The organism is Streptomyces sp. ID05-39B, assembly GCF_033794725.1.
Lineage (GTDB): Bacteria > Actinomycetota > Actinomycetes > Streptomycetales > Streptomycetaceae > Streptomyces > Streptomyces bobili.
The window spans coordinates 1-25,395 of sequence record NZ_JARGEF010000049.1 but is presented as its reverse complement, the minus strand read 5'-3'; the positions used below and the strand labels follow the sequence as shown (position 1 = coordinate 25,395).

At 73.1% G+C, this 25,395-nt stretch carries 28 protein-coding genes and 1 pseudogene; 13 read left to right on the top strand and 16 right to left on the bottom strand.

Annotation, left to right across the window (positions count from 1 at the left end; genetic code table 11):
- Positions 1-33 precede the first annotated feature (33 nt).
- Positions 34-330, top strand: a complete 297-nt coding sequence (locus P1P75_RS13865) for a hypothetical protein (RefSeq protein WP_319255082.1) — start codon at positions 34-36, stop codon at positions 328-330.
- Positions 331-509: 179 nt separating this feature from the next.
- On the opposite strand, the gene P1P75_RS13860 is transcribed toward P1P75_RS13865, so the two are convergent.
- From P1P75_RS13860 to P1P75_RS13845, 4 genes are all read right to left on the bottom strand, one after another.
- The gene (locus P1P75_RS13860; RefSeq protein ID WP_319255080.1) at positions 510-1,541 is read right to left on the bottom strand and encodes an SDR family oxidoreductase; all 1,032 of its coding nucleotides are present in this window, start codon (positions 1,539-1,541) and stop codon (positions 510-512) included.
- A gap of 348 nt (positions 1,542-1,889) precedes the next feature.
- Positions 1,890-3,068, bottom strand: coding sequence for an aromatic acid exporter family protein (locus P1P75_RS13855; protein ID WP_319255078.1), 1,179 nt, complete (start codon positions 3,066-3,068; stop codon positions 1,890-1,892).
- Positions 3,065-3,721 carry an HAD family hydrolase gene (locus P1P75_RS13850; RefSeq protein WP_319255076.1) on the bottom strand — a complete coding sequence of 219 codons (657 nt, stop codon included), beginning with the start codon at positions 3,719-3,721 and terminating at the stop codon, positions 3,065-3,067. Before P1P75_RS13850 ends, P1P75_RS13855 begins: the two co-directional genes overlap by 4 nt.
- A gap of 142 nt (positions 3,722-3,863) precedes the next feature.
- Entirely contained in the window at positions 3,864-4,895 is a 1,032-nt protein-coding gene (locus P1P75_RS13845; RefSeq protein WP_319255074.1) for a PHP domain-containing protein, read from the bottom strand.
- A 135-nt stretch (positions 4,896-5,030) separates the two neighbouring features.
- On the opposite strand from P1P75_RS13845, the gene P1P75_RS13840 reads away from it, so the two are divergent.
- The 3 genes from P1P75_RS13840 (at position 5,031) to P1P75_RS13830 (ending at position 7,215) form a co-directional block, all read left to right on the top strand.
- On the top strand, positions 5,031-5,840 hold the full coding sequence (locus tag P1P75_RS13840; protein WP_319255072.1) for an SDR family oxidoreductase: 810 nt from the start codon (positions 5,031-5,033) through the stop codon (positions 5,838-5,840).
- A gap of 10 nt (positions 5,841-5,850) precedes the next feature.
- A complete protein-coding gene (locus P1P75_RS13835) occupies positions 5,851-6,897 on the top strand; it encodes a DNA topoisomerase IB (protein WP_319255070.1) in 1,047 nt (348 codons plus the stop codon).
- A gap of 75 nt (positions 6,898-6,972) precedes the next feature.
- Positions 6,973-7,215, top strand: a complete 243-nt coding sequence (locus P1P75_RS13830) for a hypothetical protein (protein WP_319255069.1) — start codon at positions 6,973-6,975, stop codon at positions 7,213-7,215.
- A gap of 17 nt (positions 7,216-7,232) precedes the next feature.
- On the opposite strand, the gene P1P75_RS13825 is transcribed toward P1P75_RS13830, so the two are convergent.
- Both P1P75_RS13825 and P1P75_RS13820 read right to left on the bottom strand, forming a co-directional pair.
- On the bottom strand, positions 7,233-7,862 hold the full coding sequence (locus tag P1P75_RS13825) for a VanZ family protein (protein WP_319255067.1): 630 nt from the start codon (positions 7,860-7,862) through the stop codon (positions 7,233-7,235).
- Between the two features lie 229 nt (positions 7,863-8,091).
- Positions 8,092-8,754 carry a DUF4230 domain-containing protein gene (locus P1P75_RS13820; protein ID WP_319255065.1) on the bottom strand — a complete coding sequence of 221 codons (663 nt, stop codon included), beginning with the start codon at positions 8,752-8,754 and terminating at the stop codon, positions 8,092-8,094.
- Between the two features lie 199 nt (positions 8,755-8,953).
- Between P1P75_RS13820 and P1P75_RS13815 the strand changes: the two genes are divergently transcribed.
- Positions 8,954-9,907: a ribose-phosphate pyrophosphokinase gene (locus P1P75_RS13815; RefSeq protein ID WP_319255063.1), complete on the top strand. Its 954-nt coding sequence runs from the start codon at positions 8,954-8,956 to the stop codon at positions 9,905-9,907.
- Between the two features lie 25 nt (positions 9,908-9,932).
- Here the strand turns inward: P1P75_RS13815 and P1P75_RS13810 are convergent, their stop codons facing one another.
- Positions 9,933-10,313, bottom strand: a complete 381-nt coding sequence (locus tag P1P75_RS13810) for an anti-sigma factor antagonist (protein ID WP_319255061.1) — start codon at positions 10,311-10,313, stop codon at positions 9,933-9,935.
- A 236-nt stretch (positions 10,314-10,549) separates the two neighbouring features.
- Positions 10,550-10,987 carry a MarR family transcriptional regulator gene (locus P1P75_RS13805; RefSeq protein WP_319255059.1) on the bottom strand — a complete coding sequence of 146 codons (438 nt, stop codon included), beginning with the start codon at positions 10,985-10,987 and terminating at the stop codon, positions 10,550-10,552.
- Positions 10,988-11,101: 114 nt separating this feature from the next.
- Between P1P75_RS13805 and P1P75_RS13800 the strand changes: the two genes are divergently transcribed.
- The gene (locus tag P1P75_RS13800; RefSeq protein ID WP_319255057.1) at positions 11,102-12,565 is read left to right on the top strand and encodes an aldehyde dehydrogenase family protein; all 1,464 of its coding nucleotides are present in this window, start codon (positions 11,102-11,104) and stop codon (positions 12,563-12,565) included.
- A 25-nt stretch (positions 12,566-12,590) separates the two neighbouring features.
- Positions 12,591-13,703, top strand: coding sequence for an NAD(P)-dependent alcohol dehydrogenase (locus P1P75_RS13795; RefSeq protein WP_319255055.1), 1,113 nt, complete (start codon positions 12,591-12,593; stop codon positions 13,701-13,703).
- 7 nt (positions 13,704-13,710) lie between these two features.
- Here the strand turns inward: P1P75_RS13795 and P1P75_RS13790 are convergent, their stop codons facing one another.
- Positions 13,711-14,661, bottom strand: coding sequence for an NADP-dependent oxidoreductase (locus P1P75_RS13790; RefSeq protein ID WP_319255052.1), 951 nt, complete (start codon positions 14,659-14,661; stop codon positions 13,711-13,713).
- Positions 14,662-14,732: 71 nt separating this feature from the next.
- Here P1P75_RS13790 and P1P75_RS13785 point away from each other — a divergent pair, with 71 nt between their 5' ends.
- Positions 14,733-15,692 carry a helix-turn-helix domain-containing protein gene (locus P1P75_RS13785; protein WP_319255049.1) on the top strand — a complete coding sequence of 320 codons (960 nt, stop codon included), beginning with the start codon at positions 14,733-14,735 and terminating at the stop codon, positions 15,690-15,692.
- Positions 15,693-15,879: 187 nt separating this feature from the next.
- On the opposite strand, the gene P1P75_RS13780 is transcribed toward P1P75_RS13785, so the two are convergent.
- A complete protein-coding gene (locus P1P75_RS13780) occupies positions 15,880-16,443 on the bottom strand; it encodes a TetR/AcrR family transcriptional regulator (protein ID WP_319255047.1) in 564 nt (187 codons plus the stop codon).
- A complete protein-coding gene (locus P1P75_RS13775) occupies positions 16,440-16,802 on the bottom strand; it encodes a DUF1304 domain-containing protein (protein ID WP_319255045.1) in 363 nt (120 codons plus the stop codon). Before P1P75_RS13775 ends, P1P75_RS13780 begins: the two co-directional genes overlap by 4 nt.
- A 184-nt stretch (positions 16,803-16,986) precedes the next feature.
- Between P1P75_RS13775 and P1P75_RS13770 the strand changes: the two genes are divergently transcribed.
- Together P1P75_RS13770 and P1P75_RS13765 are read left to right on the top strand one after the other, a co-directional pair.
- Positions 16,987-17,451, top strand: coding sequence for a pyridoxamine 5'-phosphate oxidase family protein (locus P1P75_RS13770; protein ID WP_319255043.1), 465 nt, complete (start codon positions 16,987-16,989; stop codon positions 17,449-17,451).
- Between the two features lie 70 nt (positions 17,452-17,521).
- Entirely contained in the window at positions 17,522-17,914 is a 393-nt protein-coding gene (locus P1P75_RS13765; protein ID WP_319255041.1) for a VOC family protein, read from the top strand.
- Between the two features lie 49 nt (positions 17,915-17,963).
- Here P1P75_RS13765 and P1P75_RS13760 read toward each other — a convergent pair whose 3' ends face one another.
- From P1P75_RS13760 to P1P75_RS13740, 5 genes are all read right to left on the bottom strand, one after another.
- Positions 17,964-18,260, bottom strand: coding sequence for a DUF4235 domain-containing protein (locus P1P75_RS13760; RefSeq protein ID WP_086771872.1), 297 nt, complete (start codon positions 18,258-18,260; stop codon positions 17,964-17,966).
- A 26-nt stretch (positions 18,261-18,286) separates the two neighbouring features.
- Complete coding sequence (locus P1P75_RS13755; RefSeq protein WP_319255038.1) at positions 18,287-19,306, bottom strand: glutathione S-transferase C-terminal domain-containing protein; 1,020 nt, start codon at positions 19,304-19,306, stop codon at positions 18,287-18,289.
- Between the two features lie 315 nt (positions 19,307-19,621).
- Positions 19,622-20,074 (bottom strand): nitroreductase family deazaflavin-dependent oxidoreductase, encoded by a 453-nt coding sequence (locus tag P1P75_RS13750; RefSeq protein WP_319255036.1) that lies wholly within the window; start codon positions 20,072-20,074, stop codon positions 19,622-19,624.
- A gap of 88 nt (positions 20,075-20,162) precedes the next feature.
- Entirely contained in the window at positions 20,163-20,786 is a 624-nt protein-coding gene (locus tag P1P75_RS13745) for a LysE family transporter (RefSeq protein WP_319255034.1), read from the bottom strand.
- A 191-nt stretch (positions 20,787-20,977) separates the two neighbouring features.
- The gene (locus P1P75_RS13740; RefSeq protein WP_319255032.1) at positions 20,978-22,147 is read right to left on the bottom strand and encodes a serine hydrolase domain-containing protein; all 1,170 of its coding nucleotides are present in this window, start codon (positions 22,145-22,147) and stop codon (positions 20,978-20,980) included.
- Between the two features lie 140 nt (positions 22,148-22,287).
- Between P1P75_RS13740 and P1P75_RS13735 the strand changes: the two genes are divergently transcribed.
- The 3 genes and pseudogenes from P1P75_RS13735 to P1P75_RS13725 form a co-directional block, all read left to right on the top strand.
- Entirely contained in the window at positions 22,288-22,803 is a 516-nt protein-coding gene (locus P1P75_RS13735; RefSeq protein ID WP_319255030.1) for a flavoprotein, read from the top strand.
- A gap of 42 nt (positions 22,804-22,845) precedes the next feature.
- Positions 22,846-23,197, top strand: a pseudogene (locus P1P75_RS13730) (aldo/keto reductase); the annotation flags it as partial.
- 435 nt (positions 23,198-23,632) lie between these two features.
- On the top strand, positions 23,633-25,395 hold a 1,763-nt coding region (locus P1P75_RS13725), incomplete at its 3' end, for an RICIN domain-containing protein (protein WP_319255028.1).

Here is a 25,395-nt window from a genome sequence, read left to right as displayed (position 1 = left end):
CCGCGTGCGACACGACCTCGAAGGGAGGACGTCGTGGTGGACCATCGCCTCGAAGGACCCGGAGAGAACGGCACGCCCGTCCCGCGCGACCTGCCCGACCAGCAGGCGGACGCCGGCGAGGACCCCTGGGAGGTCGCCCCCGCGAGGGCGGCGGAGAACCCCGGCAGGAAGGCCGGCTCCGCTGAACCGGACGACTCGTCCGATGCCGACGCCGACGCCCCTGACATGGACGTCCCCGACACGGACGAGGCGGGCACGGGCCGCCAGGGTGCACCCCGCCCGGCCACCGTCAACCCCGATCACCCCACCCCCGACGAGTCGACCGGCTGACCCCAGGCCCTGGAGGCCCTGGCGCTGACGGTCCGGCCTCCCCCGACCGTCCGGTGGTCCGGCCTCCCCGACCGTCCGGTTCGGTACCGCCCGTCTGACCGTCCGGTTCGGGTACCGTCCGTTGACCGTCCGGTTCGGGTACCGTCCGTCCGGTTTCGGCCGTCAGCCCACCTCGGCCGTCAGCCCACCTTGCGTCCGCGCAGCGGCGCCGTCCGGGAGCCCGCGCCGGCGCGCATCCCGTGCAGGAACTCCTCCAGCACCTCCGTCGCCGTACGCTGCGGGCGCCAGCCGAGTTCGACGCGGGCGCGGGTGCAGTCCAGCAGCGGGAGGCGCAGGACCGCGTCGAAGAGGTGCGGTGAGGCGGGCAGCAGGTGCAGGCGCCATGCGGCGGCGATCGCCGAGCGGGCCGCCGTCCGGGGCAGCCGCACCGGGCGGGCGTCGAACATCTTGGCGAGCAGCGACGCGTCGAGGGGCGGATCGGCCGCGAGGTTGAACGGCCCGCGCACCTCGGTCCGCACGGCGAGCCGGTAGGCCTGCGCCGCGTCCTCGGTGTGCAGCGCCTGCACCCGCAGCCCCGGCACGTCCGGCAGGAACGGCAGCAGTTCGGGCCGGGCTACCTGCCCCGGCAGGAACCGCCCGCCGAAGATACGGCGCTGCTCGCTCGCTGATTCCCGCTTGAAGAGGAACGCCGGACGCATCCGCACCACGCGGGTCCTCGGGTGATCGCGCTCGAAGGTGTCCAGGGCCCGCTCCAGATAGGCCTTCTCCCGGCAGTACGCGGCGTCCGGCCAGCCGTGCGTGGGCCACGACTCGTCCACCGCGCGCTCGCCCTCCGGCCCCGGCGAGTACGCGCCCACCGACGAGGCGTGCACGAGCGCCGGCACGTTCGCCGCGGCCACCGCCTCGAACACCCGCAGGCTGCCCAGCACATTGGTCCGCCAGGTCGTCGCGGGATCGTGCGTCGGCTGGAACGCCCACGCCAGATGCACCACCGCGTCCGCGCCCTCGAACACACCGGCGAGACCGGCCCCCTCGGCCCCCAGATCGACCGTCGACCACTCGGTGCCCGGCGGTGTCCGGTCCGGGAACCGCCGGGCCAGCCCCACCACCGACTCCACCTCGGGATCCTCCGCCAGCAGCCGCACCACACTCGTGCCGACATTGCCGGTCGCCCCGGTGACCACGACCCTCTTGCCCGACCCGCTGTTCACCTTCGACTCCTCTCACCGCCACCGGCTGGGGCGCGACGAGTACCCCCGTTCGGCGCGGGCCACGCGAACACCGGGGACGGGCCGAAGGGGTGCGGGACGATCACCGTATGACCGGGACAAAGAGGAAGCCCCGGCCGTGACGGGGGAATCACGGCCGGGGCGGTCCGGGTGTGGGTGCGGATGGCGGTCGCCTCTCGGCGAAAGGCTCCACAGGGCTTCAGCCGAACGATCGTCCCTGTGGGCAAAAGGTGAGGCCCGGGGACACTGTCCCATCCACACCCACGCTCTGTTCAACGGCGAACCATCAGTGGGTGTTCCCCGCTCCACCGCGGCCTCCGGTGATCTGTGTCACCGGAGGCCGCGGTCCGCCTCGCGGGCGGCGGGGAGGAGCTCGGCCCAGAGGTTCTCCGCCTGGAGCAGCAGCGTCCCCAGGACCGCCGTGTGCGCCGCGCCCCGTGCGGCGTGGTCGCGCAGGCTGTCGTGGAGGCGGTGCCGCAGTCCGTCCAGTTCCGTCGGCTCCGTCGGCCTTTCTGGGCGGTCCGTCGCGGCGCCCCGGAGCCGTTCCGCCTCGGCCCGGCAGGTGTCGCCGAGGAGTTCGAGCAGGCGGGCGTACGTCCGCAGGTCCGCCGCCTCGGGCGGAGCGGGCGTGCGGTCGCCGTCGGCCGCCACGGCGAGCGTGCGGGTCAGGGCCGCGACATGGGCGGTGACCCGGCCCCAGCGGCCGTCCTCCGACTCCGGCGGCACGTCCAAGGGGACCCGGTGCAACGCGCGCAACGGGCCCGAGGTCAGCCGCAGGCTCTCCCGGCTCCAGCCGCGGGCCGAACACAGCCCCTGCCGCCGCCGTTCCAGCCGGGCGGACGCCTGCGACCACCCGGCGGCCGTCGCCGCGTCCCACTCGCCCTCCCGCAGCCCGCCGGCGACCGCGTCCAGCGCCTCGCCCGTCTCCCGGGCGAGCGCCACCAGGTTCTCCCGTACGTCCCGCAGATGCACCGGCGGCAGCACCAGCGCGTTGACGGCGACCCCGATCACCGCACCGAGCGCCGCCTGCCCGACCCGGTGCCCGACCGCCGACGCCGACACCGCTCCCGAGGCGAGGGTGAACACCGCCGTGGTGGCCGCGTAGACGCCCTGGTCGCCGAACCGCGGCCAGTTCGCCAGCAGCATCAGCACCGGCAGGCACAGCGCGAGCGCGCCCAGGGTTTCCCCGGTGACGGCCTGCGCCCCGGAGGCCAGCAGCGTCCCCGCGCAGATCGCCGTCCACTGCTGGGCGGCCTGCCGCAGCGAGCCGTACACCGTGGCCTGTACGAGGACCAGCGCCACCCAGGGCGCCATCAGGGCCATCGGGTCGCCCAGCCAGCGGTCCGCCAGCAACCACGCCAGCAGGGCCGCCCCCGCCGCCTTCAGCGACTGCACGACCAGGTCCCGTTCCCTGCCGGGCCCGGCGCCGGCCGCCCGCGCGGCCCCGGCGACGGCACCCGCCTCCCGCCGTACCGCCTCCGTCACCCGTGTCCCGTCGCGGAGGCTCATGCCAGCGGGCTGTCCTCCAGGCCGGCCAGCAGGGCGGCCGGATCGGCGTAGACCGCCTGGGCGCCCGCCTCCTCCAGGTCGGCGCGCGCGATGCCGCCGCACAGCAGCGCCACGCACCGGACGCCGGCCCGGCGGCCCGCCCGCATGTCCCACACGGTGTCGCCGACGAACACGGCCCGCTCGGCGGGCACCCCGGCCAGCTCCAGGGCGTGTTCGACGGGCTCGGGGGCGGGCTTGCCCTCCTCGACGTCGTCCGCGCTCGCCGTGGCGGTGATCGCCTCGTCCGCGTCCAGGGCGCGCCGCAGCGCCGACAGCTCCGCACCGCTCGCCGAGGTCGCCAGTACCACCCGACGGCCGTCGCCGTGCAGCCGCCGCAGCAGCGCGCCGGCGTCCGCGAGCGCGGGCAGCCGGTCGAAGTACTGGCCGTACAGGGCCTTGTGCGCGGCGCTCAGCGCGGAGTCCTGGTCCTCGTCGCGGTCCTCGCCCAGCACGTGGGCGATCAGGTCGGTGGAACCGAGGCCGATCGCCCGGTGCACGGCGTGCATGGGCACGTGGTGGCCCGCCTGGCGGAAGGCCTCCCACCAGGTCACGACGTGCAGGTGGTTGGTGTCGACGAGGGTGCCGTCGACATCGAAAACGGCGGCGCGTTCCATCCGGGGTCCGTCCTTTCGTCGGCTCGCGTCGCAACTCTCGTGCGCGAGGCCCGCACCGAGTACCACGCCGGCCGCCCGTCACGCCGGTCACCCACGTCCGTACGCCACGCCGGTCACATCATGTCCGTCAACTCCACGCCGGTCACCCCACGCCGGCCGGTACCCGGCCCTCCCGCGTCCAGGCCAGCAGGTTCTCCAGCGGCCACGTGGTCACCACCCGCTCCGGCGGCACCCCGCACTCCTCCGCCCGCTCGCAGCCGAGGATCTGCCAGTCCAGCTGTCCGGGCGCGTGCGCGTCGGTGTCGAGGGAGAACAGCACGCCCGCCGCCACGGCCCGGCGCAGCAGCCGCCGGGGCGGGTCGAGCCGCTCGGGCCGGCTGTTGATCTCCACCGCCGTACCCGACTCGGCGCAGGCGGCGAACACCTCGTCCGCGTCGAACTGCGACTCCGGCCGCCCCCGCCCGGTCACCAGCCGCCCGGTGCAGTGGCCGAGCACGTCCGCGTGCGGATCGCGTACGGCGTTCACCATGCGGCGGGTCATCGCGCGGGCGTCCATGCGCAGCTTGGAGTGGACGGACACCACGACCACGTCGAGCCGTTCCAGCAGTTCGGGCTCCTGGTCGAGGGAGCCGTCGTCGAGGATGTCGCACTCGATGCCGGTCAGCAGCCGGAACGGCGCCCAGGTCGCGTTCAGCTCCGCCACCACGTCCAGTTGCCGGCGCAGCCGGTCCGGGGACAGTCCGCGGGCGACCGTCAGACGTGGTGAGTGGTCGGTCAGCGCCGCCCACTCGTGTCCCAGCGCCGCCGCCGCGAGGCCCATCTCCTCGATGGGGCTTCCGCCGTCCGACCAGTCGGAGTGCAGATGGCAGTCCCCGCGCAGCAGTGCCCGCAGTCGCGCGCCACCGCCGGTGAGCGGCTTGCCGGCCTCCTCCTCCAGCTTCTCCAGGTAGGCGGGGGTACCGTCGGCGAGCGCCTCGCGCACCACCTGCGCCGTCTTGGGGCCGACCCCCTTGAGGGACTCCAGCGTCCCGGCGTCCGCCCGCTCCCGGATCTGCCCGGCGGGCAGCCGCGCCAGCACCCTGGCCGCCGTACGGAAGGCGCGCACCCGGTAGGCCGGCGCCAGGGACCGCTCCAGCAGGAAGGCGATCCGCTCCAGGGCCTCGACGGGTTCCATCGCCACCTCCTGGCTCCAGGGTTCCCCACCCGGGCCGGGCCCGCACGACGGCGGCGCCGGTTTGTCCGGTACCCACCCGGGTACTGCGACGTCCCGTCGACCGCGTCGACCCCGCCGTTCCCGAGGAGGCCGCCGATGTCCGCCCCCACCGTGCCCCACCCCGAGGTGGCCCTGATCACCGGCGCCGACTCCGGCATCGGCCGCGCCACCGCCGTACGCCTCGCCGCAGCGGGGATGGACATCGGGATCACCTGGCACAGTGATCTGAAGGGGGCCGAGGAGACCGCCGAGGAGGTCCGCTCGCACGGCAGGCGGGCCGCCGTCGCCCAGCTCGACCTGACCCGGCTGCCCACCGCCGCCGACACCGTCGACGAGCTGTGCGACCGGCTCGGCCGCGTCGACGTCCTCGTCAACAACGCCGGTACGGGCACCATGACGCCCTTCCTCGACCTGGAGCCGGACGAGGTGCGACGGGTCCTGGACGTCGACCTGATCGGCCCGTTCCTGTGCGGGCAGAAGGCGGCCCGGCACATGATCCGGCAGGGCGACGGCGGCCGGATCGTCAACGTCACCTCCGTCCACGAGCACCAGCCGCGCGTGGGCGCCGCCCCGTACTGCGCCGCCAAGGGCGGCCTGGGCCTGCTCACGCAGGTCATGGCCCTCGAACTCGCCGAGCACGGCATCACCGTCAACGCCGTCGCGCCCGGCGAGATCGCCACCCCCATGACCGGACAGGAGGACATCGACCCGCACACCGAGAGCCGCCCCGGGATCCCGCTGGGCCGCCCCGGCGACGCCCGCGAGGTCGCCGCCGTCATCGCCTTCCTCGCCGGGCCGGACGCCGGTTACGTCACCGGCGCCTCCTGGAGCGTGGACGGCGGCATGCTCCGGATGGGCCCGCAGGCCGGATCGCACCTCACCGGCGACGACTGGCGCAGGCCATGAACGGCCGGCCATGAGACTGCGGACCAGTTCCTGCGACGGCCCCGGCCTCACCCGCCTGCGCCACGGCCGGGGATCCCGTTACCGCGACCAGTACGGCCAACCCCTCACCGACCCCGAGCAGCTCGCCAGGATCCGCGCCCTGACCATCCCGCCCGCCTGGCGCGACGTATGGATCTGCCCCTGGCCAAACGGCCACCTCCAGGCCGTCGGCACCGACGACGCGGGACGCCGCCAGTACCTCTACCACGAGCGCTTCCGCGCCCGGCAGGAGCAGGCCAAGCACGCGCACGTCCGCGAGGTCGCCCTCGCCCTGCCCGAACTGCGGGCGCGGGTGCGCGCCGACCTCGCCGGCCGCGGCCTGAACCGGAGCCGGGTCACCGCGTGCGCCGTACGCCTGCTGGACCTCGGCTTCTTCCGCATCGGCAGCGACCGGCACACCAGGGTGAGCGAGACCTACGGGCTGACGACGATGCTGCGCGAGCACGTCACGTGCGGGCGCGGCGAGCTGGCGTTCTGCTTCCCGGCCAAGGGCGGCACGGAGCTGGTCAGGGCACTCGTGGACGAGCAGGCCCATGCCGTGGTCCGCGCCCTGCTGCGGCGCCGCCGCGGCGGGGAACGACTGCTGGTCTGCTGGGAACGGGGTGCCTGGCACGACCTGCGCGGCGGCGACCTCAACGACGCGCTGCGCCGGCTGGCCGGGACCGAGGTCACCGCCAAGGACTTCCGCACCTGGCACGCCACCGTGCTTGCCGCGGTGGCCCTCGCCGTCACCACCAAGCAGGCCCGCGCCACCCCCGCCGCCCGGCGCCGGCAGGCCGCCCGCGCGGTGCGGGAGGTCAGCCGCTACCTCGGCAACACGCCCGCCGTGTGCCGGGCCTCCTACATCGATCCGCGCGTCTTCGAGCTGTTCGACCAGGGCCGGACGATCGCCCCCGCGCTCACCCGGCTGGGCGAACACGGGACGTTCGGGCGGCCGGCCACGCAGGGTGCCGTCGAGGCGGCAGTGCTGGACCTGCTCAACGGCGGGAGAGGACGAGCCGACGGCGGAACCGGATGATTCGATGCCGGATCGATGATTCGATGTCGGAATCAGGTGATTCCTTCCCGACCGTCGCGATTTACGCTCTATGACATGACCGAAATCGCGAGCCCCCACATCTCCCGACCGCGGATCACGGTGCTCGGGGTGCAGCCGGGCGAGTCCCCGTTCCGCATCGTGGAAATCGACGGAGAGGTGGTCGGTGAGGCCAGGGCCGTCACCGACGTCCTCGAGACAGCCGCCGCGTTCGGCATCACCATCCACGACCTCGACGACCCGGACGTGGTGCGCTGGGTGGGCGGCGACCGCTACACCTGGAAACCCCGGAGTCGTTAGCGCCCGCCCCCGCGCGGTCACACCCGGCGCTCCCGGGCGTGCACGGCCCGGCCCATCCGCCGGCCCACGAACAGGTAACCGACCAGCGCGCCCGCCGTGTTGAGGATGACGTCGTCGACGTCGAAGGCGCGCCCGGTCACCAGCGCGCCCTGGGCGAACTCCACCAGCAGCATCACGCTCGCGGTCAGCAGCAGGACCCGCACCAGTCCGCGCGCCCGGGGCGCGAGGACCGGCACCAGCACGCCGAACGGCACCCCGAGCAGCAGGTTCCCGCCGATCTGTTTCACCGCGTCACGCAGTTCCGGCTGATCCAGATACGCCCGCAGTGACCGGCCGGGCCGCAGATTGGAATGCACCAGAGCCTCGGAGGCGGGGGAGGGCTCCAGGGTGAGCCGGGCCAGCACGACGGCGAACGCCACCATGAACGCGAAGGCGAACAGCATCGCCAGCAGCCGCAGGGGGAACGGCAACGGCCGGCGCCCGCCCCGCTCGGCGTCGCGGGTCCTCGCGCTCCTGCCCCCCTTGGCCGGCTCGGCCTTGACGGGTGGTTCCGGCTGGGTGGGCGGTTCGGGCTCGGTGGTGCGCAGGCGAAGGGCGGCGCGCACGCGCAGTGCGGCGGCACGAGGACGTAGGGCTGCACGGTCCATGCGGTTCTCCAGTCGTCAACTTCCCTGCGTGGTAGGGCGGTTACCCCCGAACAGCGGGAGAACGCGCCGCCCGCGGTCCGGGCACCTCGGGACCGCGTGGCCTGGCTGCCGGTCGGCACGGCCGTGCCGACCGTGCCGACCGTGCAGGCCGCCCTGGCCCTGCCGGGCGTGCCGGGGCTGTGAGACGCGTGCCGTCCGGTTCACGCGCCGTGTGAGGCGGGCGCCGCCGTCATGCGCCGTAGGTCACGCGCACCTCCTCGAAGCCGAGGGAGCGCAGCAGGCCCTGGAGCATGGTGGTGGTGTTGGTCTCGGCGCGCGCGGTCAGCTCGCTGTCCTTGGCCGCGTCGCCGATGTGCCGGGCCGCGAGCTTCTGCACGGCCTGCTCGCCGTTGGGGTTGTCGGAGAAGAGGTCGCCGAGCCGGTCCAGGAGACCGCGTTGCTTGGAGACGGCGTAGGAGCGGCCGGGGTCGAGGGCCGGGGTGCCGAGTGCGGCGTGGGGCAGCCTCAGAGCGGCCGACGTGCGGTCGGCGTCGACCGTCACGTCCTTGTCGCCGACCTGACCGAGGTCGACGTAGGCGTCCACGGTGCCCGCCCCGACGTACAGGGTGCGGGTGCCGCGGAGCGCGTCGGGGAGGTATTTGGCGTCCTTCTCCAGGTCGACGACGACCTGGAAGTTGCCGGAGGCGGCCTCGTAGCGGCTCATGTCCTGGATGGACCTGAGGAGTGCGGGCCCTGAACGGTCGTGGGTCTCGGTGCCGAAGAAGTCGCGCAGCCCCGGCAGCAGGCTGAGCCGGATCCCGGCGAACATCACGACGAGTACGACCACGACGGCGGTGAGCACCTTGGCCCAGCCGGGCATGCGCCGGGGGAGGCGCTTGATGGAAGTCGTCATCGACGGCCCTCCTTCCTGAACACCTCTTGCCCGCCAAATCCCCTCACAGGCCCGCTTGTTGAGGAGTTGTGCCGGTGGCCCGCGGACCGGGGCCGGGCGGCGGGCCCCGCCGGACGGCGTACGGGTGAGGGTGACGGGGCGGCTGAGATCGGCCAGCATGGGAGACCCCGCCGGACCAGGGTCATCCGAGGAGCCCTCAGTGCGAGACATCTCCGTGTTCAGCGGCAGCGCCCACCCCGACCTCGCCGCCGAGGTCTGCGCCCACCTCGGCGTGCCTCTCAGCCCGTCCCGGCTCAGCAGGTTCGCCAACGACTGCCTGGAGGTCCAGCTGCAGGCGAACTGCCGGGAACGCGATGTCTTTCTCGTGCAGCCCCTGGTCAAGCCGGTGCAGGAGCATCTCGTGGAGCTGCTGCTGATGTGCGACGCGGCCCGCGGGGCGTCGGCGGGCCGGATCACCGTCGTCATGCCGCACTACTCCTACGCCCGCTCCGACAAGAAGGACGAGCCCCGCATCTCCCTCGGCGGACGGCTGGTCGCCGACCTCATGGCGGCGGCCGGCGTGCACCGGGTCCTCACCATGACCCTGCACTCGCCGCAGGTGCACGGCTTCTTCTCGGTCCCCGTCGACCATCTGCACGCCCGCCGGGAACTCGCCGCCCACTTCCGCCGCTACGACCTCACCCGCACGACCGTCGTCTCACCGGACCTCGGCAACGCCAAGGAGGCCGCCGCGTTCGCCCGGATGCTCGGCGCCCAGGTGGCGGCCGGCGCCAAACAGCGGTATCCCGACGACCGGGTCAGCATCAACACGGTGATCGGCGAGGTCACCGGACGGGATGTGATCGTCCTGGACGACGAGATCGCCAAGGGCAGCACAGTCCTGGAACTCCTCGACCGCCTCCGGGAGTCGGAGCCCCGGTCGATCCGGGTGGCCTGCACGCACGGACTCTTCGCGGCCGGCGCCCTCAAGCGGCTCAGCGAGCAGCCGGACGTCCTGGAGATCGTGTGCACCAACACCGTGCCCGTGGCCGCGCAGGAGCACACCGACAAACTGCGCGTGCTGTCCATCGCCCCGGCCCTCGCCGAGGCCGTACGGCGCATTCACAACGGTGAGTCGGTCAGCGCGCTGTTCGACGCCGACCGTGCCGGATAGCCCCCGGCCCGGTCGCAGGGGTCGGTCATAACGAGCCGGAGGCGGCCCCGGGCCGTTCCAGAGCAGCGTCCAGGCTGGGGGCGGGCGGCAGCAGCCGGGACAGGCCGGTGGCCCGCAGGATGCGCAGGGTCAGCGCGTGGGTGCAGACGAGGTGCAGGTCGCCGCCGTGGTCCAGGACCCGGCCGCGGGCGCGGTAGAGCAGGCGCAGGCCGGAGCAGTCGAAGAACTCGATCCCGCTCAGGTCGAGCACCACGCGCGGGGCGGGACCGGCGGTGGCGCTGTCCAGCTGCGAGCCGATCTCCGTCGCGGCAACGATGTCGATCTCGCCGCGGAACTCCAGCACCGTGTATCCCCGGTCCACGTGGACACGCAGATGCGGGGTGTCCGTGGCGGGTTCCTGCTGCACGACGACATCGCCTCCCACACAGCTCCACCGGTTCGGGAGCCTCCAACGGCGGGGGCGCGCGCGGCAGTTCCCCACCCCAGCAAGCTACCCCCGATGGGGTGAATTCCAGCATGTTCGATTGACATATGTCTTCGAAATGAGGACGTGTCTCGACCGAGTTTTTTCGGATCGTGAACGAAGTGGTGAAGAATACCCTGCGGCCGGGGGTCCATGCGCGGGAGAACGTGCCTGCCTGTCTACGAAAGGGCCTGCCAGGCCTTGGACAGTGCCAGCCGGAACTGCTCGGCCTGGTGGCCGGTGAGGTCGCGCACCATGCGCTCCTCCAGCTCGCGGACCGGCCCGGCATGCCGGTCGAGGACCTCCCGCCCCTCGTCGGTGAGCAGGATCAGCAGCTCGCGCCGGTTGCGGGGGTTGCGCTCGCGCCGGATCAGCCCCCGGCTCTCCAGGGAGCGCACCACGTCGGCGATGGACTGGGCGGTGACGAAGGAGTCCCGGGCCAGCTGGGCGGCCGACAGTCCGTCGTGCCGCTCCAGCACGGTGAGCGCCGTGTACTGGAGTGCGGTGATCCCGGACGGCCTGACCAGCTCGTCCAGGTGGGAGCGCACGACCAGCTCCACCTGCTTCACCATGTAGAGAAGGGACGGGGGTGCCTTGGCTGTGTGAGTGCCGACCATGAAACCGGAGCCTAGAGCATTGACAGGAAACCTGTCCGTAATGAGACTGCGGACCAACAGGAATCCTGTTTGTTGAACACTTGGCAAACTTGGCGACGATGCTGAGGAGTGGCGATGACCACCTTCGAGACCGACCCGACCGGCCCCGGCCGGCTCTTCATCGGGGGACAGTGGCGCGAAGCCGCCGACGGAGCGCGCACCGAGGTGGTCGACCCGTCCCGGGGCACGGTCGTGACCACCGTCGCGGCGGCCGGCCCCGCCGACGTGGACGCGGCCGTGCGGGCCGCCCGGGAGGCCTTCGACTCCGGACCGTGGTCCGGGCTCAGCGGCCGCGAGCGGGGCCGCGTCCTGCACCGGGTGGCCGAGCTGATCCGGGCGGAGGCCGACGAGATCGCCCGCCTGGAGAGCCTCGACGTCGGCAAGCCGATCACCCTGGCGCACGCCGTGGACGTCACCAACGCGGCGAACGACTACGAGTACTACGCCGCCCTGGCCCACACCCTGGACGGCTCCACCCGCGACACCCCGCTCAACGCCCTCGCCTACACCCAGCGCGGCCCGCTCGGCGTGGTCGCCGCGATCACCCCGTTCAACTTCCCGCTGATCCTGGCCGGCTCGAAGATCGCCCCGGCGCTGGCGGCCGGGAACACGGTCGTCCACAAGCCCGCCGACGAGACCCCGCTCTCCGCCCTCTACATGGCGGGACTGTTCCAGCGGGCGGGCGTTCCCGACGGCGTCGTCAACGTGGTCACCGGCACCGGCCCGGTGGCCGGCGAGGCGCTGCTGCGCCACCCCGGCGTCGACAAGATCGCCTTCACCGGCTCCACCGCGGTCGGCCGGCACGCCGCGAGCGTCGCCGGCGAGAACCTCAAGCCGGTCACCATGGAACTGGGCGGCAACGCGGCGCACCTCGTCTTCGAGGACGCCGACCTGGAGAAGGCCGTCGGCGCGGTCATCAAGGCGTTCGTCTTCAACACCGGCCAGTTCTGCATGGGAGGCCCGCGCCTGCTGGTCGCCCGCACGGTCCACGCCACCCTGCTGAAGATCCTCGCCGAGGCCGTCCCCGGCGTCCCGGTCGGCGACCCGAGGCTGCCGGAGACCGTCGTCGGCCCGATGGCGGGGGAGCGGCACCTGCGCAAGGTCGAGGAGTACGTCGCCCTCGCCCGCAAGGAGGGCGCCCGGATCGTCTGCGGCGGTGAACGTCTCGGCCTCGACGGCGGCTACTACTACCGGCCCACCGTGATCGCCGACCTCGCCGCCGACTCCCGCGTGATCCAGGAGGAGGTGTTCGGCCCGGTCCTGACCGTCCAGGCCTTCGACAGCGAGGACGAGGCGATCGCCCTCGCCAACTCCACTCCGTACGGCCTGGCCGCGGGCGTGCAGACCGGGAACCTGGCCCGCGCCCACCGGGTCGCCGACCGGCTCCAGGCCGGGATCGTCTGGGTCAACGACTGGGCGATGCTCGACCCCGCAGTCCCCTTCGGCGGCGTCAAGGAGTCCGGCTTCGGGCGCGAGTACGGGCCCGAAGCGCTCGCCTCCTACACCAGGGTCAAGTCCGTGGTCGTCTCGCTCGACTGAGCGCCGTAGCAAAGGAGTTCGCCGTATGTCCCTCATCACGCGCGCGGCCGTCGTCGAGTCCGGCGGAGCGCCCTTCACCCTGTCCGAGGTCGTCCTGGACGACCCCGCCCCGCACGAGGCCGTCGTCCGGCTGGTGGCGGCCGGGCTGTGTCACACCGATCTGAGCGTGGCGAGCGGCGGGCTTCCCTTCCCGCTGCCCGGAGTCCTCGGCCACGAGGGCGCGGGGGTCGTCGAGGCGGTCGGGCCTGCCGTCACCGGCGTGGCCCCCGGCGACCACGTCGTGCTGTCCTTCACCTCCTGCGGCGCGTGCCGCGAATGCCACGGCGGGCACCCCGCCTACTGCGCGTCCTGGCTGCCGCTGAACCTCCTCGGCGGCCGCCGCGCCGACGGGACCGCCACCGTCAGCCGGGACGGGGTGGCGCTCGGCGGCCACTTCTTCGGCCAGTCCTCCTTCGCCGAACGGGCGTTGGTGGACGAGCGCAGCCTCGTCAAGGTCGACCCCGAGGTGCCGCTCACCTCGATCGCCCCGCTGGGCTGCGGAGTGCAGACCGGCGTCGGCGCCGTGTGGAACGTACTGAAGCCGTCGGCCGGCGGCACGGTCGTGGTGCTCGGCGCCGGAGCAGTCGGTCTGTCGGCGGTGATGGCGGCCGTCCTCAGCCCGGCGACCACCGTCGTCGCCGTCGACAGGGTCGCCGAACGCCTCGACCTGGCCAAGGAGCTGGGCGCCACCCACACCGTGAACGCGGGCGAGGCCGAACTGGGCGCCGCCGTGGCCGAGATCACGGGCGGCCGGGGCGCCGACGGCATCGTGGAGACCACGGGCAGCGTCGCCGTGCTCCGTCAGGGAGTCGACGCGCTCGCCGCGCGCGGCACCCTGGTCGTCGTGGGCGCCCCGCCCTTCGGCACCGAAGTCGCCCTGGACGTCAACGGGTTGCTGAGCGGCAAGCGGATCGTCGGCCTCACCCTCGGCGACAGCGAGACGCAGACCTTCATCCCGGCCCTGGTCCAGCTGGTCAAGGAGGGGCGGCTCCCGCTGCACCGCCTGGTCGGCACCTATCCGTTCCAGGACATCGACCGGGCGGTGCGGGACATGACCGAAGGCCGGACCGTCAAGCCGGTCCTCACCTTCGGGGACTGACGAACCGTCAGTCGACGGTCAGGACCAGCTTCCCGGTGGTCCGGCCGGTGTCGCCGAGCCGGTGCGCCTCGGCGGCATCGGCCAGCGGGAACGTCCCGGCGATCGTGGCGCGCAGGCTGCCCGCCTCGACCAGCTCGGCGATCCGGCGCATCCCGGCCCGGTCGGCGTCCACCAGCATCCGCACCGCGCGCACGCCCAGCGCCTCGGCCTCGTCGAAGAACTTGCGGGAACCGACCGGCAGGATCGACACCACGACGCCACCCGGACGCAGCACCCGCAGTGAACCCGTCGAGGTGCTCCCGCCGATGGTGTCCAGCACCACGTCGAGGTCCTTCACGGCCTCGGTGAAGTCGCTCTCCCGGTAGTCGATCACCTCATCGGCGCCCAGTTCGCGCAGGAAGTCGTGCTTGGCCGCGCTCGCCGTGCCGATCACGTACGCGCCGCGCTCCTTGGCGATCTGCACGGCCACATGCCCGACACCGCCGGCCGCCGCGTGGATCAGCACCCGCTGGCCCGGCTGGAGATCTGCGACCTCGCCGAGCGCCTGGAGGGCGGTCAGCGACACCAACGGCAGGGCGGCGGCCTGCACATGGTCGATGGAGGCGGGCTTGTGCCAGAGGGCGCGGACCGGGGCGACGACGTACTCGGCGTGCGAGCCGTGGCCGTGCGGATAGGGCAGCATGCCGAAGACGTCGTCGCCGGGCGCGAAGGCGGCGACGCCGATGCCCACCTTCTCGACCGTGCCGGAGACGTCCCAGCCCAGGGTGAACGGCGGCTTGCCGAGGAAGCCGCCCGAGGCGCGGTGCTTCCAGTCCGTGGGGTTCACTCCGGCGGCGCGTACCCGCACCAGTACCTCGTTGGGGCGCGGTTCGGGCCGCTGCACCGTCTCCACCTTGAGAACCTCGGGCCCCCCGAGGGCATCCTGTCCGATGACGCGCATCGTGCGCTCAGTACTCATGAGGCCACAGCCTGCCAGGGTCCGGGCACCCAGCCAATGGCATGATTGCCACTCTTCGATAGGATCGTGCCATGCGTGGCAAGCAGCGGCACCCCGAACGCGTGGTCGTCCTCGCCCTCGACGGCGTCTATCCCTTCGAACTCGGCATGCCGAGCCGCATCCTCGGCGCGGCGGACGGCCGTTACGAGGTGCTGACCTGCACCGTCGACGGCGCTCCGGTGCGCACCGACGCGGACTTCACGGTCGGCGTCGAGCACGGCCCCGAGGTGCTGGAGACCGCCGGCACCGTGGTCATCACCCCCGTGTCCGCCTCGCGGGTCACCGCGGACCTCCCCGACGAGGTCGCCGCCGCCCTCGCCCGCATCCGCCCCGGCACCCGCATCGTGTCCATCTGCACCGGCGCCTTCGTCCTCGCCGCGGCCGGTCTCCTGGACGGCCGCAGAGCCACCACCCACTGGCAGCTCGCCGACGAGTTCCGCCGGATGTTCCCGCGCGTCGACCTCGACCCGGACGTCCTGTACGTCGACGACGACCCGGTGCTGACCTCCGCGGGCGCCGCCTCCGGCGTCGACATCTGCCTGCATCTCATCCGCAAGGACCACGGCAGCGCCCTCGCCAACACGGTGGCCCGCCGCTGTGTCGTCCCGCCCTTCCGGGACGGCGGGCAGGCCCAGTACATCGAACGTCCGGTGCCCGAGGCGGGCGCCACCAGCACGGCGGCCACCCGCGCCTGGGCCCTGCGGCGCCTCGGTGAACCCCTCACCCTGGCCGACCTCGCGGCGCACGCCCGGATGAGCCTGCGCACCTTCGCCCGCCGATTCCACGACGAGGTGGGCCTCAGCCCCGGCCGCTGGCTGATCCAGCAGCGGGTGGCGCACGCCCGGCACCTGCTGGAGTCCAGCGACCTCACGGTGGACCAGGTCGCCGGCCGGGTCGGCTTCGCCACCGGAGCCTCGCTGCGCCAGCACCTGCACGCGGCGATCGGTGTCTCGCCCCAGGCCTACCGCAAGACGTTCCAGACGGCCCGCTGAACGTTGCGGGCCGCGCCCCGTACGAGCCCGACGTCCCGCTGCCGGCCGGCGCGCGCGACACCGGATACCGCGACGGCGACCGGCAGTTGTGGCTGACGGACGACCGCGGGACGGCGTACGTGCGCACCCCCGGCGGCGTGGAGGCCTGGCCCTCGGCGACGGACGGGGGGGGCCTGCCTGTGAGGGATCAGCGGCTCGCGTGCAGGGCGACCAGCAACTGCCACACCTGGTCGGCGATCTCGGCGGGACCGGTGTCCAGGAGGCCGTGCAGCCAGTCCGCGAGCACCCCGGCGAACGTGGCGGCGACGGCCGAGGCGACCAGCGGCGCGTCCGCCGCGCCCGCCCGCTCGCGCTCCCGCAGGCTGTACGCCCGCAGGTCCCGGTGCAGCACCCGGCCCAGCGGCCCGCCGCCGCCCGGCGTCAACAGCGCCCGGTACAGCGCCGCGTGCGGGGTCAGCGACGCGAAGAACTCCCCGAGCGCCGCCGGGGCCCGCACCGGATCGGGCCGCCCCTGCCAGGAATGCAGCGCCTCCACCGCCTCGCGTACGACGTCCGCGCAGGCGTCGACCGCGAGGGCCTCCAGGTCGTCGTAGTGGACGTAGAAGGTGGCCCGGCCGACACCGGCCCGGCGGACCAGCGCGGCGACGCCGACCTCCGCCAGCGGCCGTTCGGCGCACTCGTCGAGGAGTGCGGCGCGCAGCCTCGCCCGGGTGCGGGCCGCCCGCGGGTCCTCGGGCCCGCCGCGGGTCACCGCGCGATCAGGACGGCGGCCAGGGCCAGGGCGCCGGGCAGCGCCTGTGCGACCAGGATCCGCCGGTTCGCCGTGACGGCGCCGTAGACGCCCGCGACGATCACGCAGGACAGGAAGAACACCTGCGCCCGGAAGCCGGTCGGGTCGGCGGCGATCAGCCCCCAGACCAGGCCCGCGGCGAGAAACCCGTTGTAGAGCCCCTGGTTGGCGGCCATCGGGGCGGTCGCCCGCGCCATCTCCGCGTCGAACCCGTGGAACGAGCGGCCCTGCTTCTTCTGCCACAGGAACATCTCCATCACCAGGATGTAGAGATGCAGCGCGGCGACGAGCCCCACGAGAACAGCGGCGACGGCTTCCATCGTCTTCCTCATTTCTTGGACAGGTGTCCACTATAGCTGGACAGGTGTCCAAGAAGTCCAGCGGAGGACGCTGCCGGTGGCCGCCGCCGGTCCTCGGCGCATGTCCGTGCGCCGCTCCCTCCAGCCGAGGCCTCCAGCCCCGTGAGTCCCTGCGGGAGTGGGGCCGGGCGTTCAGACTGGGATCATGACCTCAGCACTCGCACGCTCCCCGCAGCAGCGCAAGCACGACACCCTGCACCGGCTGGAACACGAAGTCGACGCCTGGGTCGCCACGGCCGCCGAGACCGGCGGAGCCCCCTACCTGATCCCGCTGTCCTTCGTCTGGGACGGCGCCACCCTGCTCATCGCCACCCCGGCCGCGAGCCGCACCGCGCGGAATCTGAGCGACACCCGGGTCGCCCGCCTCGGGATCGGCCCGACCCGTGACGTCGTACTCATCGAGGGCTCCGCCCTGGCCGTGGAACCCGCCGACCTCCCGGAGGAGGACGCCGAGATCTTCGAGGCCAAGACCGGCTTCGACCCGCGTGCACTGCCCGAGCCCTACCTGTACTTCTACGTCCGGCCACGCCGCATCCAGGCCTGGCGGGACACCGACGGGCCGCAGGGACGCGAGCTGATGCGGGACGGCGAGTGGCTGGTGGCCGGCTGAATCCGGGGTATCCGCAGGATTCGGGGGGCGGCACGGGTCCGTCCCGCACCGGACCTCGCAAAGGAGAGACATGGCACTGGTGAAAGCGGGCATCGTGGTGCTCGACTGCGCAGAACCCGAGAAGCTCGCCGAGTTCTACAAGGGCCTGCTGGACACCGCTGAGACCGACGCGAACGCCAACCTCGTGGAGATCACGGGCGCCGCCGGCACCCGGCTCGCCATCCGGCGCGACGCCAACGCGACCCCGCCGAGCTGGCCCCGCCCCGAGAGCTCGCTCCAGGCCCACCTGGAGTTCCTGGTGGAGGACCTCGACGAGGGCGAACGCCGGATCGTGGGCCTCGGCGGACGCGCCCTGGAGACCAGGGGCGCCCACGGCCCGCTCGAGGAACGTCAGTACGCCGACCCCGCCGGGCACTCCTTCACCCTGCGCCTACGGCCCTCCACCGCACCCAAGCATGAGTGACCGAGCCGCGCGGTGCCGCTCCTGGCGGGGCGGCACCGGCCCGCGCCCGTCAGTCCCGGCCGCCCTTCTCCTTCGTGGGCCACACGCCCGTGGACCGTTCGATGGCCTTCGCGCCCGTACGGTCCGCCGCGCTGCGCACCGCGGCGAAGATCGCCCCCTGGATGGCCGCCGCCAGGATCACCTCACCCCAGCCACGGTCCCGGTCCAGCGCGTCCGGCGCGTCGTCCTCGTCGCGGACCGCCTTCCAGATCTTGCGGAAGGCGAGCCCCGCCAGCGCGCCGCTGGCCCAGCCGAAGACGAAACCGACGGGCTGGTAGACGATCGGGAGCTTCTGCTTCTTGCCCACGTGTACCTCCTGGGTGTGTAGGGGAGTCAGGGCCGGCCCCGCGGCGGGACCTCCTCGCCCGGCCGCACCGGGCCGGGCGGCGTCCCGTCGCCGAACGGCCGCCCGCCGAGCCGTTCGCGGTGGTGCGGGCTCAGCCAGCCGGACAGGTCGGGTCCGAGGGGGACGATCCGGGTCGGGTTGATGCCGGTGTGGACCTGGTAGTAGTGGCGCCTGATGTGATCGAAGTCGACGGTGTCACCGAACCCGGGCGTCTGGAAGAGGTCGCGGGCGTACGCCCACAGGACGTCGTTCTCCGTCAGCTTCCACCGGTTGCACTTGAAGTGGCCGTGATACACGGCATCGAACCGCACCAGCGTGGTGAACAGCCGGATGTCCGCCTCGGTGATCGTGTCGCCGACGAGGTACCGCCGCCAGGCCAGCCGGGACGCCAGCAGCTCCAGCCGCCGGAAGACCGCCGCGCAGGCCTCCTCGTACTCGGCCTGGCCGTTGGCGAAGCCCGCCCGGTACACGCCGTTGTTGACGTCCGCGTACACCTCGGCCATGACCTCGTCGATTTCGCCCCGCAGCGGCTCCGGGTAGAGGTCGGGCGCCCCTTCCCGGTGCAGTGCGCTCCACTCGGTGGCCAGGTCCAGGGTGATCCGCTGGTAGTCGTTCGTGACCAGCTCGCCGTGGGTGACGTCCACGATCGCCGGCACGCTCACCCCGCCGGGGTGGTCCTTTTCGCGCCGGTCGTAGGCCTCGGCGAGGAAGCGGATGCCGAGCACCGGATCCCGGCCGTCGGGGTCCAGGGTGAAGCGCCAGCTGCGGTCGTCCTGGATCGGGTCGGCGATCCCCATCGACAGCGCGTCCTCCAGCCCGAGCAGCCGCCGGGAGATCACGGCTCGGCTCGCCCACGGACAGGCCCGGCTGACGATCAGGCGGTAGCGGCCGGCTTCGACGGGCCGTCCGTCGCGGCCGTCCGCGGTGATCCGGTCGGCGAAGTGGCTCCTGGACCGCTTGAACGCCTTGTGCCCGTAGGCGCTGTTGCCGTCGTCCCGGCCCGCCATGATTCCTCCCGGTCCTGGTGCGTACGGGTCTCGCTCACCCACCGCGTTCCCCGATTTCCGCGGACGGCACGGGATGAGCCGGAACGGCCGGGGCAGCCGACGGAGGTGACCGGGACATCCCCGAAGGACGGCCCGCCCTCGCGGAGCGCGACCTCACAGGGCACTGCCGGGTCAACGACGGGGGCATGACGAAAGCCCCGCCGCGACGGGGGAACGCGGCGGGGCCTGACATTCGAGTGCCCGGCACGGAGACGTCCATGCCTTGCGCGGACAGATTTTTCTACGGAATCTCGCGGCGAACGCCGGCCCAGGTGGTCAGTGCGGCTGGTCGGCCGGCTCCAGGACGAAGACCGGAATCTCGCGCTCCGTGTTCTTCTGGTACTCGGCGTACTGCGGGAACGCGGCGACCGCGCGCTCCCACCACTGCGCCTTCTCCTCGCCGGTCACCTCACGGGCCCTCATGTCCTGCTTCACCGGCCCGTCCTGGAGCTCCACCCGGGGGTCGGCCTTCACGTTGAAGTACCAGACCGGATGCCTGGGCGCCCCGCCCAGCGAGGCGACCGCGGCGTAGCGCCCCTCGTGCTCCACCCGCATCAGGGGTGACTTGCGGATCTTCCCGCTCTTCGTCCCCAAGGTCGTCAGGACGATCACGGGCATCCCGGTGTCCTGGAGCGTGGTCCCCTTGGTGCCCCCGGAGCTCTCGTACAGCTCCACCTGCTCGCGTACCCACTGGGTCGGACTCGGCTCGTACTCGCCCTTGAGAGGCATGACACCGTCCTCTTCGTCACATCGTCGTCGACTGGCCTTCGCCTTCAACACTGGCACCGGCGCGTTTCATCCGCCGTCCGACGCACGGTCAACCGGCCATGCGCACGGCCAGCACCGTCATCACCCCGCTCGACACCAGCGCCGTCACCAGCCGCCCCCGGTGACCGGTCAGCGCCCGCCCCAGCAGGGCGCCGCCCCCGGCGAGCAGCACCTGCCAGCTCGCGGACGCGGCGAAGGCCGCCAGGACGAACACGCCCTGCTCGACGGGGCGTACGGCGTCCGCGGTGCCGGTGCCGAGGACGAGCGCCGCGAAGTAGACCACGGTGGTCGGGTTCAGGAGGGTGAGCCCCAGCAGACTGATGAAGGCCCGCGCGGGGCTCGGCGGGGGAGGGGCGATGCGGGTCGTGAGCCGGTGGGCGCGATGGCTGCGTACGGCCGTCGTCGCACCCCAGGCCGCGAGGGTCAGCAGGACGAGGGCCGAGGCCCAGCGCAGCGGACCGAGCACGGGGCGCAGCGCGGCAGCCACGGCCGAGCCGCCGACGGTGGCGAGGAGGGCGTAGATCCCGTCGGCGGCGGCGACGCCGAGCGCGGCGCACACACCGGTGCGCAGGGAGGTGCGGGCGGTGAGGGAGACGAGGTAGGTCCCGACCGCGCCGACGGGTACGGCGATGCCGTACCCGGCGACCAGGCCGGCGACGAGCGCGGCCGTCACGGGCGCGTGGGCTCGGGCCTTCGGGGGACGCCGGGCTGCTGCTGGACCCGCGCCGCGGGGACGGCGGCGGACAGCGGCGGCAGGAAGGCGATGAGCGTAGGCATGGGCAGATCCTGCGGGCCGGCACCGCGGCCCGGCAACGGGATTTCCGGGCCGCGGGGACGGCGGCCCGGGAGCCCCGCCTCCGTCCGCTAGCGCAGCAGCGCGCAGACGAAGTCCTCCTGGATGGCCCGCATCCGCGCCAGCTGGGCGGGAGCCTGGGCCTGGTTGATCTGGGCGGTGACGGTGAACGTCAGCGAGCGGCGGCCGTCCGGCGTCGCGGCGATCAGCTGCGTGTAGCCGGGGAAGTTGCCGGTGTGGCCGAGCACGACGCCGCACCGGGTCGCGTAGCGGAAGATCGCCAGCCCCGCCAGGTTGCGTCCCGGACCCGCGGGCTCCGACGCGCCGACGATCCACCGGCGCTGCTCCCGTACGAGACTGCGGTCGTACAGCGCGCCGGACGCGTAGCCGCGGACGAAACGGGTCATGTCGGCCGGCGTGGAGATGATACCGCCGGACGCCCAGACGCCCGAGGCGCTGAGGATCTCGCTGACGTCCTGCGGGGGCGGCGGCGTCACGTCGTAGCCGTGCAGGTAGGGCTCGGGCATCCGGTAGCCCAGCGGCAGGCTCGTGTCGCGCAGCCGCAGCGGCCGGTACACGAGGTCACGCAGCAGCCGCTCGTACGGCGTGCCGGTGGCGGCCTCCGCCATCAGCGCGACGGCGATGTTGTCGGAGTTGGAGTACAGGTACCGGCTGCCGGGCCGAAAGCGCAGTGGCTCGTCGGCCACGTAGTCGAGCAGGCGGCGCGGGTCGAAGCGGTGCCGCGGGTCGGCCGTCACCACGCGAAGGAATCCGGCGTCCCGCGTGTAGTCGGGCAGCCCGCTGGTGTGGTTCAGCAGCTGCCGGAGCGTCACCGCTCCCCAGGCGGCGGGCAGCCGGGGCAGCCGCTCGCGCAGCGTGTCGTCCAGGTCCAGGGCGCCGCGGTCGGCCAGGCTCAGCGCCACCGCGCCGCTGAAGGCCTTCGCCGTGCTCGCGATCCGCATGTGGTCGTCGGGCCGGGGCGGGCGGCCCGACTCCAGGTCGGCGACGCCCGCCCGCAGGACCCGGGTGCCGGACTCCCGCCGCAGCACGGCGATGACGCCGGGCGGCCCGCCCGGACCGCGGACGAACTGCTCGATCCGGCGCTGCAGCGAGCGGTCGGTGTCCGGACCCCCGGACGCGACGGCGGGGGCGACGGCGGGGGCCAGCGCTCCCAGACACAGGACGAGCACGGACACGGGCCGCAGCCTGCGGCGGCGGGGTGGTGCGCAGGGCAGGGACATCGGGGCTCCCGGAGGCGGGTGGACAGTACCGGTGATCCAGCCTTCCGGCGCCGCGCGGCTCCCGCCCGCCGCGTTGCTGCACCCGGCCCAGCACACCGGTCGCCGAGGGGCCGTCCGGACGCCTTCAGTAGGGTGCGGACGTGAGCGCTCAGGACGAGAACCCGCCCTTCCTCTACGTCGTCGTCTGCGCCGCCGGCATCGCCGCGGACGTCGGAAAGCTGATCACCGCCGCACAGCGGCGCGAGTGGCACGTGGGCGTCATCGCGACGCCCGTCGCCATGAACGGCTTCTTCGACACCGCGGCCGTCGAGGCCCAGACCGGCCGGCCCATCCGCTCTGCCTGGCGGCGGCCCGGCGAACCCCGGCCGTTCCCCGATCCCGACGCGGTCGTCGTCGCCCCGGCCACCTTCAACACCGTCAACAAATGGGCGGCCGGCGTCGCCGACACCCTTGCCCTGGCCACCCTGTCGGAGACGGCCGGCCTCGGCGTCCCCATCGGCGTCCTGCCCTGCGTCTCCGACGCGCTGGCCGGCCACCCCGCCTACCAGGAGAGCCTGATACGGCTGCGCGGGATGGGCGTGCGGTTCGGATACCCCTACGACGGCGCCGAGGGAGCGGAGTCCGGCTGGGAGCGGGTGCTCGACCTCGTCGAATGAGCCGGACGGCGACGACCGCCCCCGCCCCGCCCGTGCGGAAAGACCGAGATCGACCACAGCCTGAGCCGACTCGGCACCGACCACGTCGACCTCTACCAGATCCACCGCTTCGACCCGCACACCCCGGTCGAGGAGACGATGGAGGCCCTGCACGATCTCGTGACGGCCGGCAAGGTGCGCTATCTCGGGGCGAGTTCGATGTACGCCTGTCAGTTCTCCAAGATGCAGTACACCGCGGAGCGGCACGGCTGGACGAAGTTCGTCTCCATGCAGAACCACTACAACCTCCTCTACCGCGAGGAGGAGCGAGAGATGCTGCCGCTCTGCGCCGACCAGGGTGTCGGCGTGCTGCCGTGGAGCCCGCTGGCCCGTGGCCGGCTGTCGGAGGAACTGGAGCAGCCGTACACGCCGCACGCCGTCTCGGGTCACTGACGGCGCGGACGCGGCGCCGGGCCGCGGGCGGGGCGGAATACGCCCCGCAATCACCTCCCGAAAAGGGACACCATTACCGCGACCCCCGCGAATGGCGAACCATCATTGACATTTTGTCAAAACCATTGCGGCGCTAGGCAATGCACGAAACCACGAGATCACTTGTTCTGCCTGGTCCGCCTGTGCGAAGGTGGGCTCCGTCGGCGCACGGAGGTATTTCCTCGACCGTGCGCGCGAGGCATCCCGTCCAACTCCCCATGCTCCAAAGGGCCGCCGCACCCTGCGGGCGTTCGGGATGTCGAACATCGAACGCAAGGATCCCCGTCGTTGCGAGGGCGGGCTCACCCGCTCATTTGGTACAGACTTTATCCCGCATGTTCCCGGGAGGAATGCACCCGTGAAAGACGCAGGCCTGTCGAATTCCCCTTCGGCGCGCCGCTTCGAGGTGACGGACGAACAGCTGAGCGCCGAGCTCAAGAACTGGACGGGCACCTCGCCCGCGCTGCACCCCGTCGGTGAACTGCTGGACCGGCACTGGGAGGCGGCGTTCGCCTACGCCCGGCTGTGCTCCGACGGGGAGCGGGCGGCCGGCATGCTCACCACGGCGGCCTTCACCCGGCTCTTCGGCGAGACCCTGCGACAGAACGGGCCGACCTCCGCATGGCGGCCCCACCTCCTGCTCACCGTGCGCCGCATAGCCGCCGAGTGGGACTCCGACGGCCGCCGGGATCTGCTCCACCCCGACCTGCTCGCCGCCGAGGGCGAAGGCGAACGGCCTGCCGCCCGGCTGCTGCCGCCCGTGCACCGCCGCTTGCTGTCCCGGGCCTTCCAGCGGCTGTCCCAGTCCGCGCGCTGCCTGCTGTGGCACACCGAGATCGAGGCCGAACCCCTCGCCGTTCCGGCCGGACTGCTCGGCCTGGACGAGGAGGGCGCCCGCGTCGAACTGCGCCGGGCCCGCGAACGGCTCCGCGAGGAATGCCTCCAGGTCCACCGCGAACTCGCCACCGACGAGGACTGCCACCGCTACCACCGCCTCCTTGACGTCATCTGCCGCCGCGGCGGCATCGATGTCGACCCCGACCTGCTCACCCACCTCGGCCACTGCCGGCACTGCGCGCACACCGCCGACCAGCTCAACCAGTTCGGCGCGGGACTGGGCCTCGCCCTCGCCGAGGGCGTCCTGGGCTGGGGCGCCGCCGCCTACCTCCGGGCAAGGACGGAGCCCTGCCCCGTCGAGGCGTCCGCCGCGGCGCCGCCCGTCCGGCGTCCGGTCTCCGTCGGCGAGGCGTTCACCGATGAGGCCTTCACCGACGGGACGGCCCGCAAGGCACGCCTCAAGGCGACCGGAACCCGTGAGCACGAGCCCGCCGCGGTCCCGGCACCCGGCACGGAACCCCAGGACGGCTCCCGACCTGGCTCCGGCTCCGGCTTCCGCTCCGGCCAGGACGCCCGTCCCGGCTCCCGCCGTTCGGCGAACAAGGCGGCCCGCCGTGTCCGCCGCCGCAACCTCGCCGTCGCCGTGTTCACCGTCAGCGGGCTGGTCGTCCTTCCGCTCGTGCTGTGGTCCGCCCTCTCCGGCGGTGACTCCGCCTCCTCGGGCGACGACACCGCGGCCCCCGCCCCGGACACGGACGCCTCCGCCGCCGACCCGTCCTGGGTCGGCGCCGGCGAGCAGACCCAGGGCACCCTGCGCGGCCGTCTGCACAACGTGGCCTCCGGGCTGTGCATCGGCATCGTCGGCACGAAGGCCGCAGAGGGCGCCGAGACCGAGCTGGCCACCTGTACCTCGGACGCCGGCCAGCAGTGGTCGTACGAGGCCGACGGACTGCTGCGCAACGCGGAGAACCCGGACCTCTGCCTCGACTCGCACCTCGGCTACTCGATACGGCTGGCCGCCTGCACGGGCGCCTCGCAGGCCGGCGCCAGAAACGTGCGCTACGACTTCACCCTCCAGGGCACGCTCGTCCCGCGCTCCAACCAGAACCTCGCGCTCGCGCCCGCCGCCACCGACGGCTCCGGTGCCCTCGTCCTGAAGAACCGCACGGACAGCGGCGCCCAGCGCTGGGTGATCGACACCTCGCAGCCCGACCCGCAGATGCAGGTCGTCAACTGGGGCGCCGACAGCAACCTCGCCGAGACGAAGGCCTCGACCCCGCCCCC

Bases quoted from the DNA above. Each gene is read 5' to 3' on its own strand.
- P1P75_RS13855 (WP_319255078.1), bottom strand. From the start codon at position 3,068: ATGAGCCTCCGCGACGGGACACGGGTGACGGAGGCGGTACGGCGGGAG.
- P1P75_RS13830 (WP_319255069.1), top strand. From the start codon at position 6,973: ATGACCGAAATCGCGAGCCCCCACATCTCCCGACCGCGGATCACGGTG.
- P1P75_RS13740 (WP_319255032.1), bottom strand. From the start codon at position 22,147: ATGTCCCTGCCCTGCGCACCACCCCGCCGCCGCAGGCTGCGGCCCGTG.
- P1P75_RS13805 (WP_319255059.1), bottom strand. From the start codon at position 10,987: ATGGTCGGCACTCACACAGCCAAGGCACCCCCGTCCCTTCTCTACATG.
- P1P75_RS13820 (WP_319255065.1), bottom strand. From the start codon at position 8,754: ATGACGACTTCCATCAAGCGCCTCCCCCGGCGCATGCCCGGCTGGGCC.
- P1P75_RS13845 (WP_319255074.1), bottom strand. From the start codon at position 4,895: ATGGAACCCGTCGAGGCCCTGGAGCGGATCGCCTTCCTGCTGGAGCGG.
- P1P75_RS13795 (WP_319255055.1), top strand. From the start codon at position 12,591: ATGTCCCTCATCACGCGCGCGGCCGTCGTCGAGTCCGGCGGAGCGCCC.
- P1P75_RS13765 (WP_319255041.1), top strand. From the start codon at position 17,522: ATGGCACTGGTGAAAGCGGGCATCGTGGTGCTCGACTGCGCAGAACCC.
- P1P75_RS13775 (WP_319255045.1), bottom strand. From the start codon at position 16,802: ATGGAAGCCGTCGCCGCTGTTCTCGTGGGGCTCGTCGCCGCGCTGCAT.
- P1P75_RS13755 (WP_319255038.1), bottom strand. From the start codon at position 19,306: ATGGCGGGCCGGGACGACGGCAACAGCGCCTACGGGCACAAGGCGTTC.
- P1P75_RS13790 (WP_319255052.1), bottom strand. From the start codon at position 14,661: ATGAGTACTGAGCGCACGATGCGCGTCATCGGACAGGATGCCCTCGGG.
- P1P75_RS13800 (WP_319255057.1), top strand. From the start codon at position 11,102: ATGACCACCTTCGAGACCGACCCGACCGGCCCCGGCCGGCTCTTCATC.
- P1P75_RS13835 (WP_319255070.1), top strand. From the start codon at position 5,851: ATGAGACTGCGGACCAGTTCCTGCGACGGCCCCGGCCTCACCCGCCTG.
- P1P75_RS13850 (WP_319255076.1), bottom strand. From the start codon at position 3,721: ATGGAACGCGCCGCCGTTTTCGATGTCGACGGCACCCTCGTCGACACC.
- P1P75_RS13750 (WP_319255036.1), bottom strand. From the start codon at position 20,074: ATGCCTCTCAAGGGCGAGTACGAGCCGAGTCCGACCCAGTGGGTACGC.
- P1P75_RS13840 (WP_319255072.1), top strand. From the start codon at position 5,031: ATGTCCGCCCCCACCGTGCCCCACCCCGAGGTGGCCCTGATCACCGGC.
- P1P75_RS13770 (WP_319255043.1), top strand. From the start codon at position 16,987: ATGACCTCAGCACTCGCACGCTCCCCGCAGCAGCGCAAGCACGACACC.
- P1P75_RS13785 (WP_319255049.1), top strand. From the start codon at position 14,733: ATGCGTGGCAAGCAGCGGCACCCCGAACGCGTGGTCGTCCTCGCCCTC.
- P1P75_RS13825 (WP_319255067.1), bottom strand. From the start codon at position 7,862: ATGGACCGTGCAGCCCTACGTCCTCGTGCCGCCGCACTGCGCGTGCGC.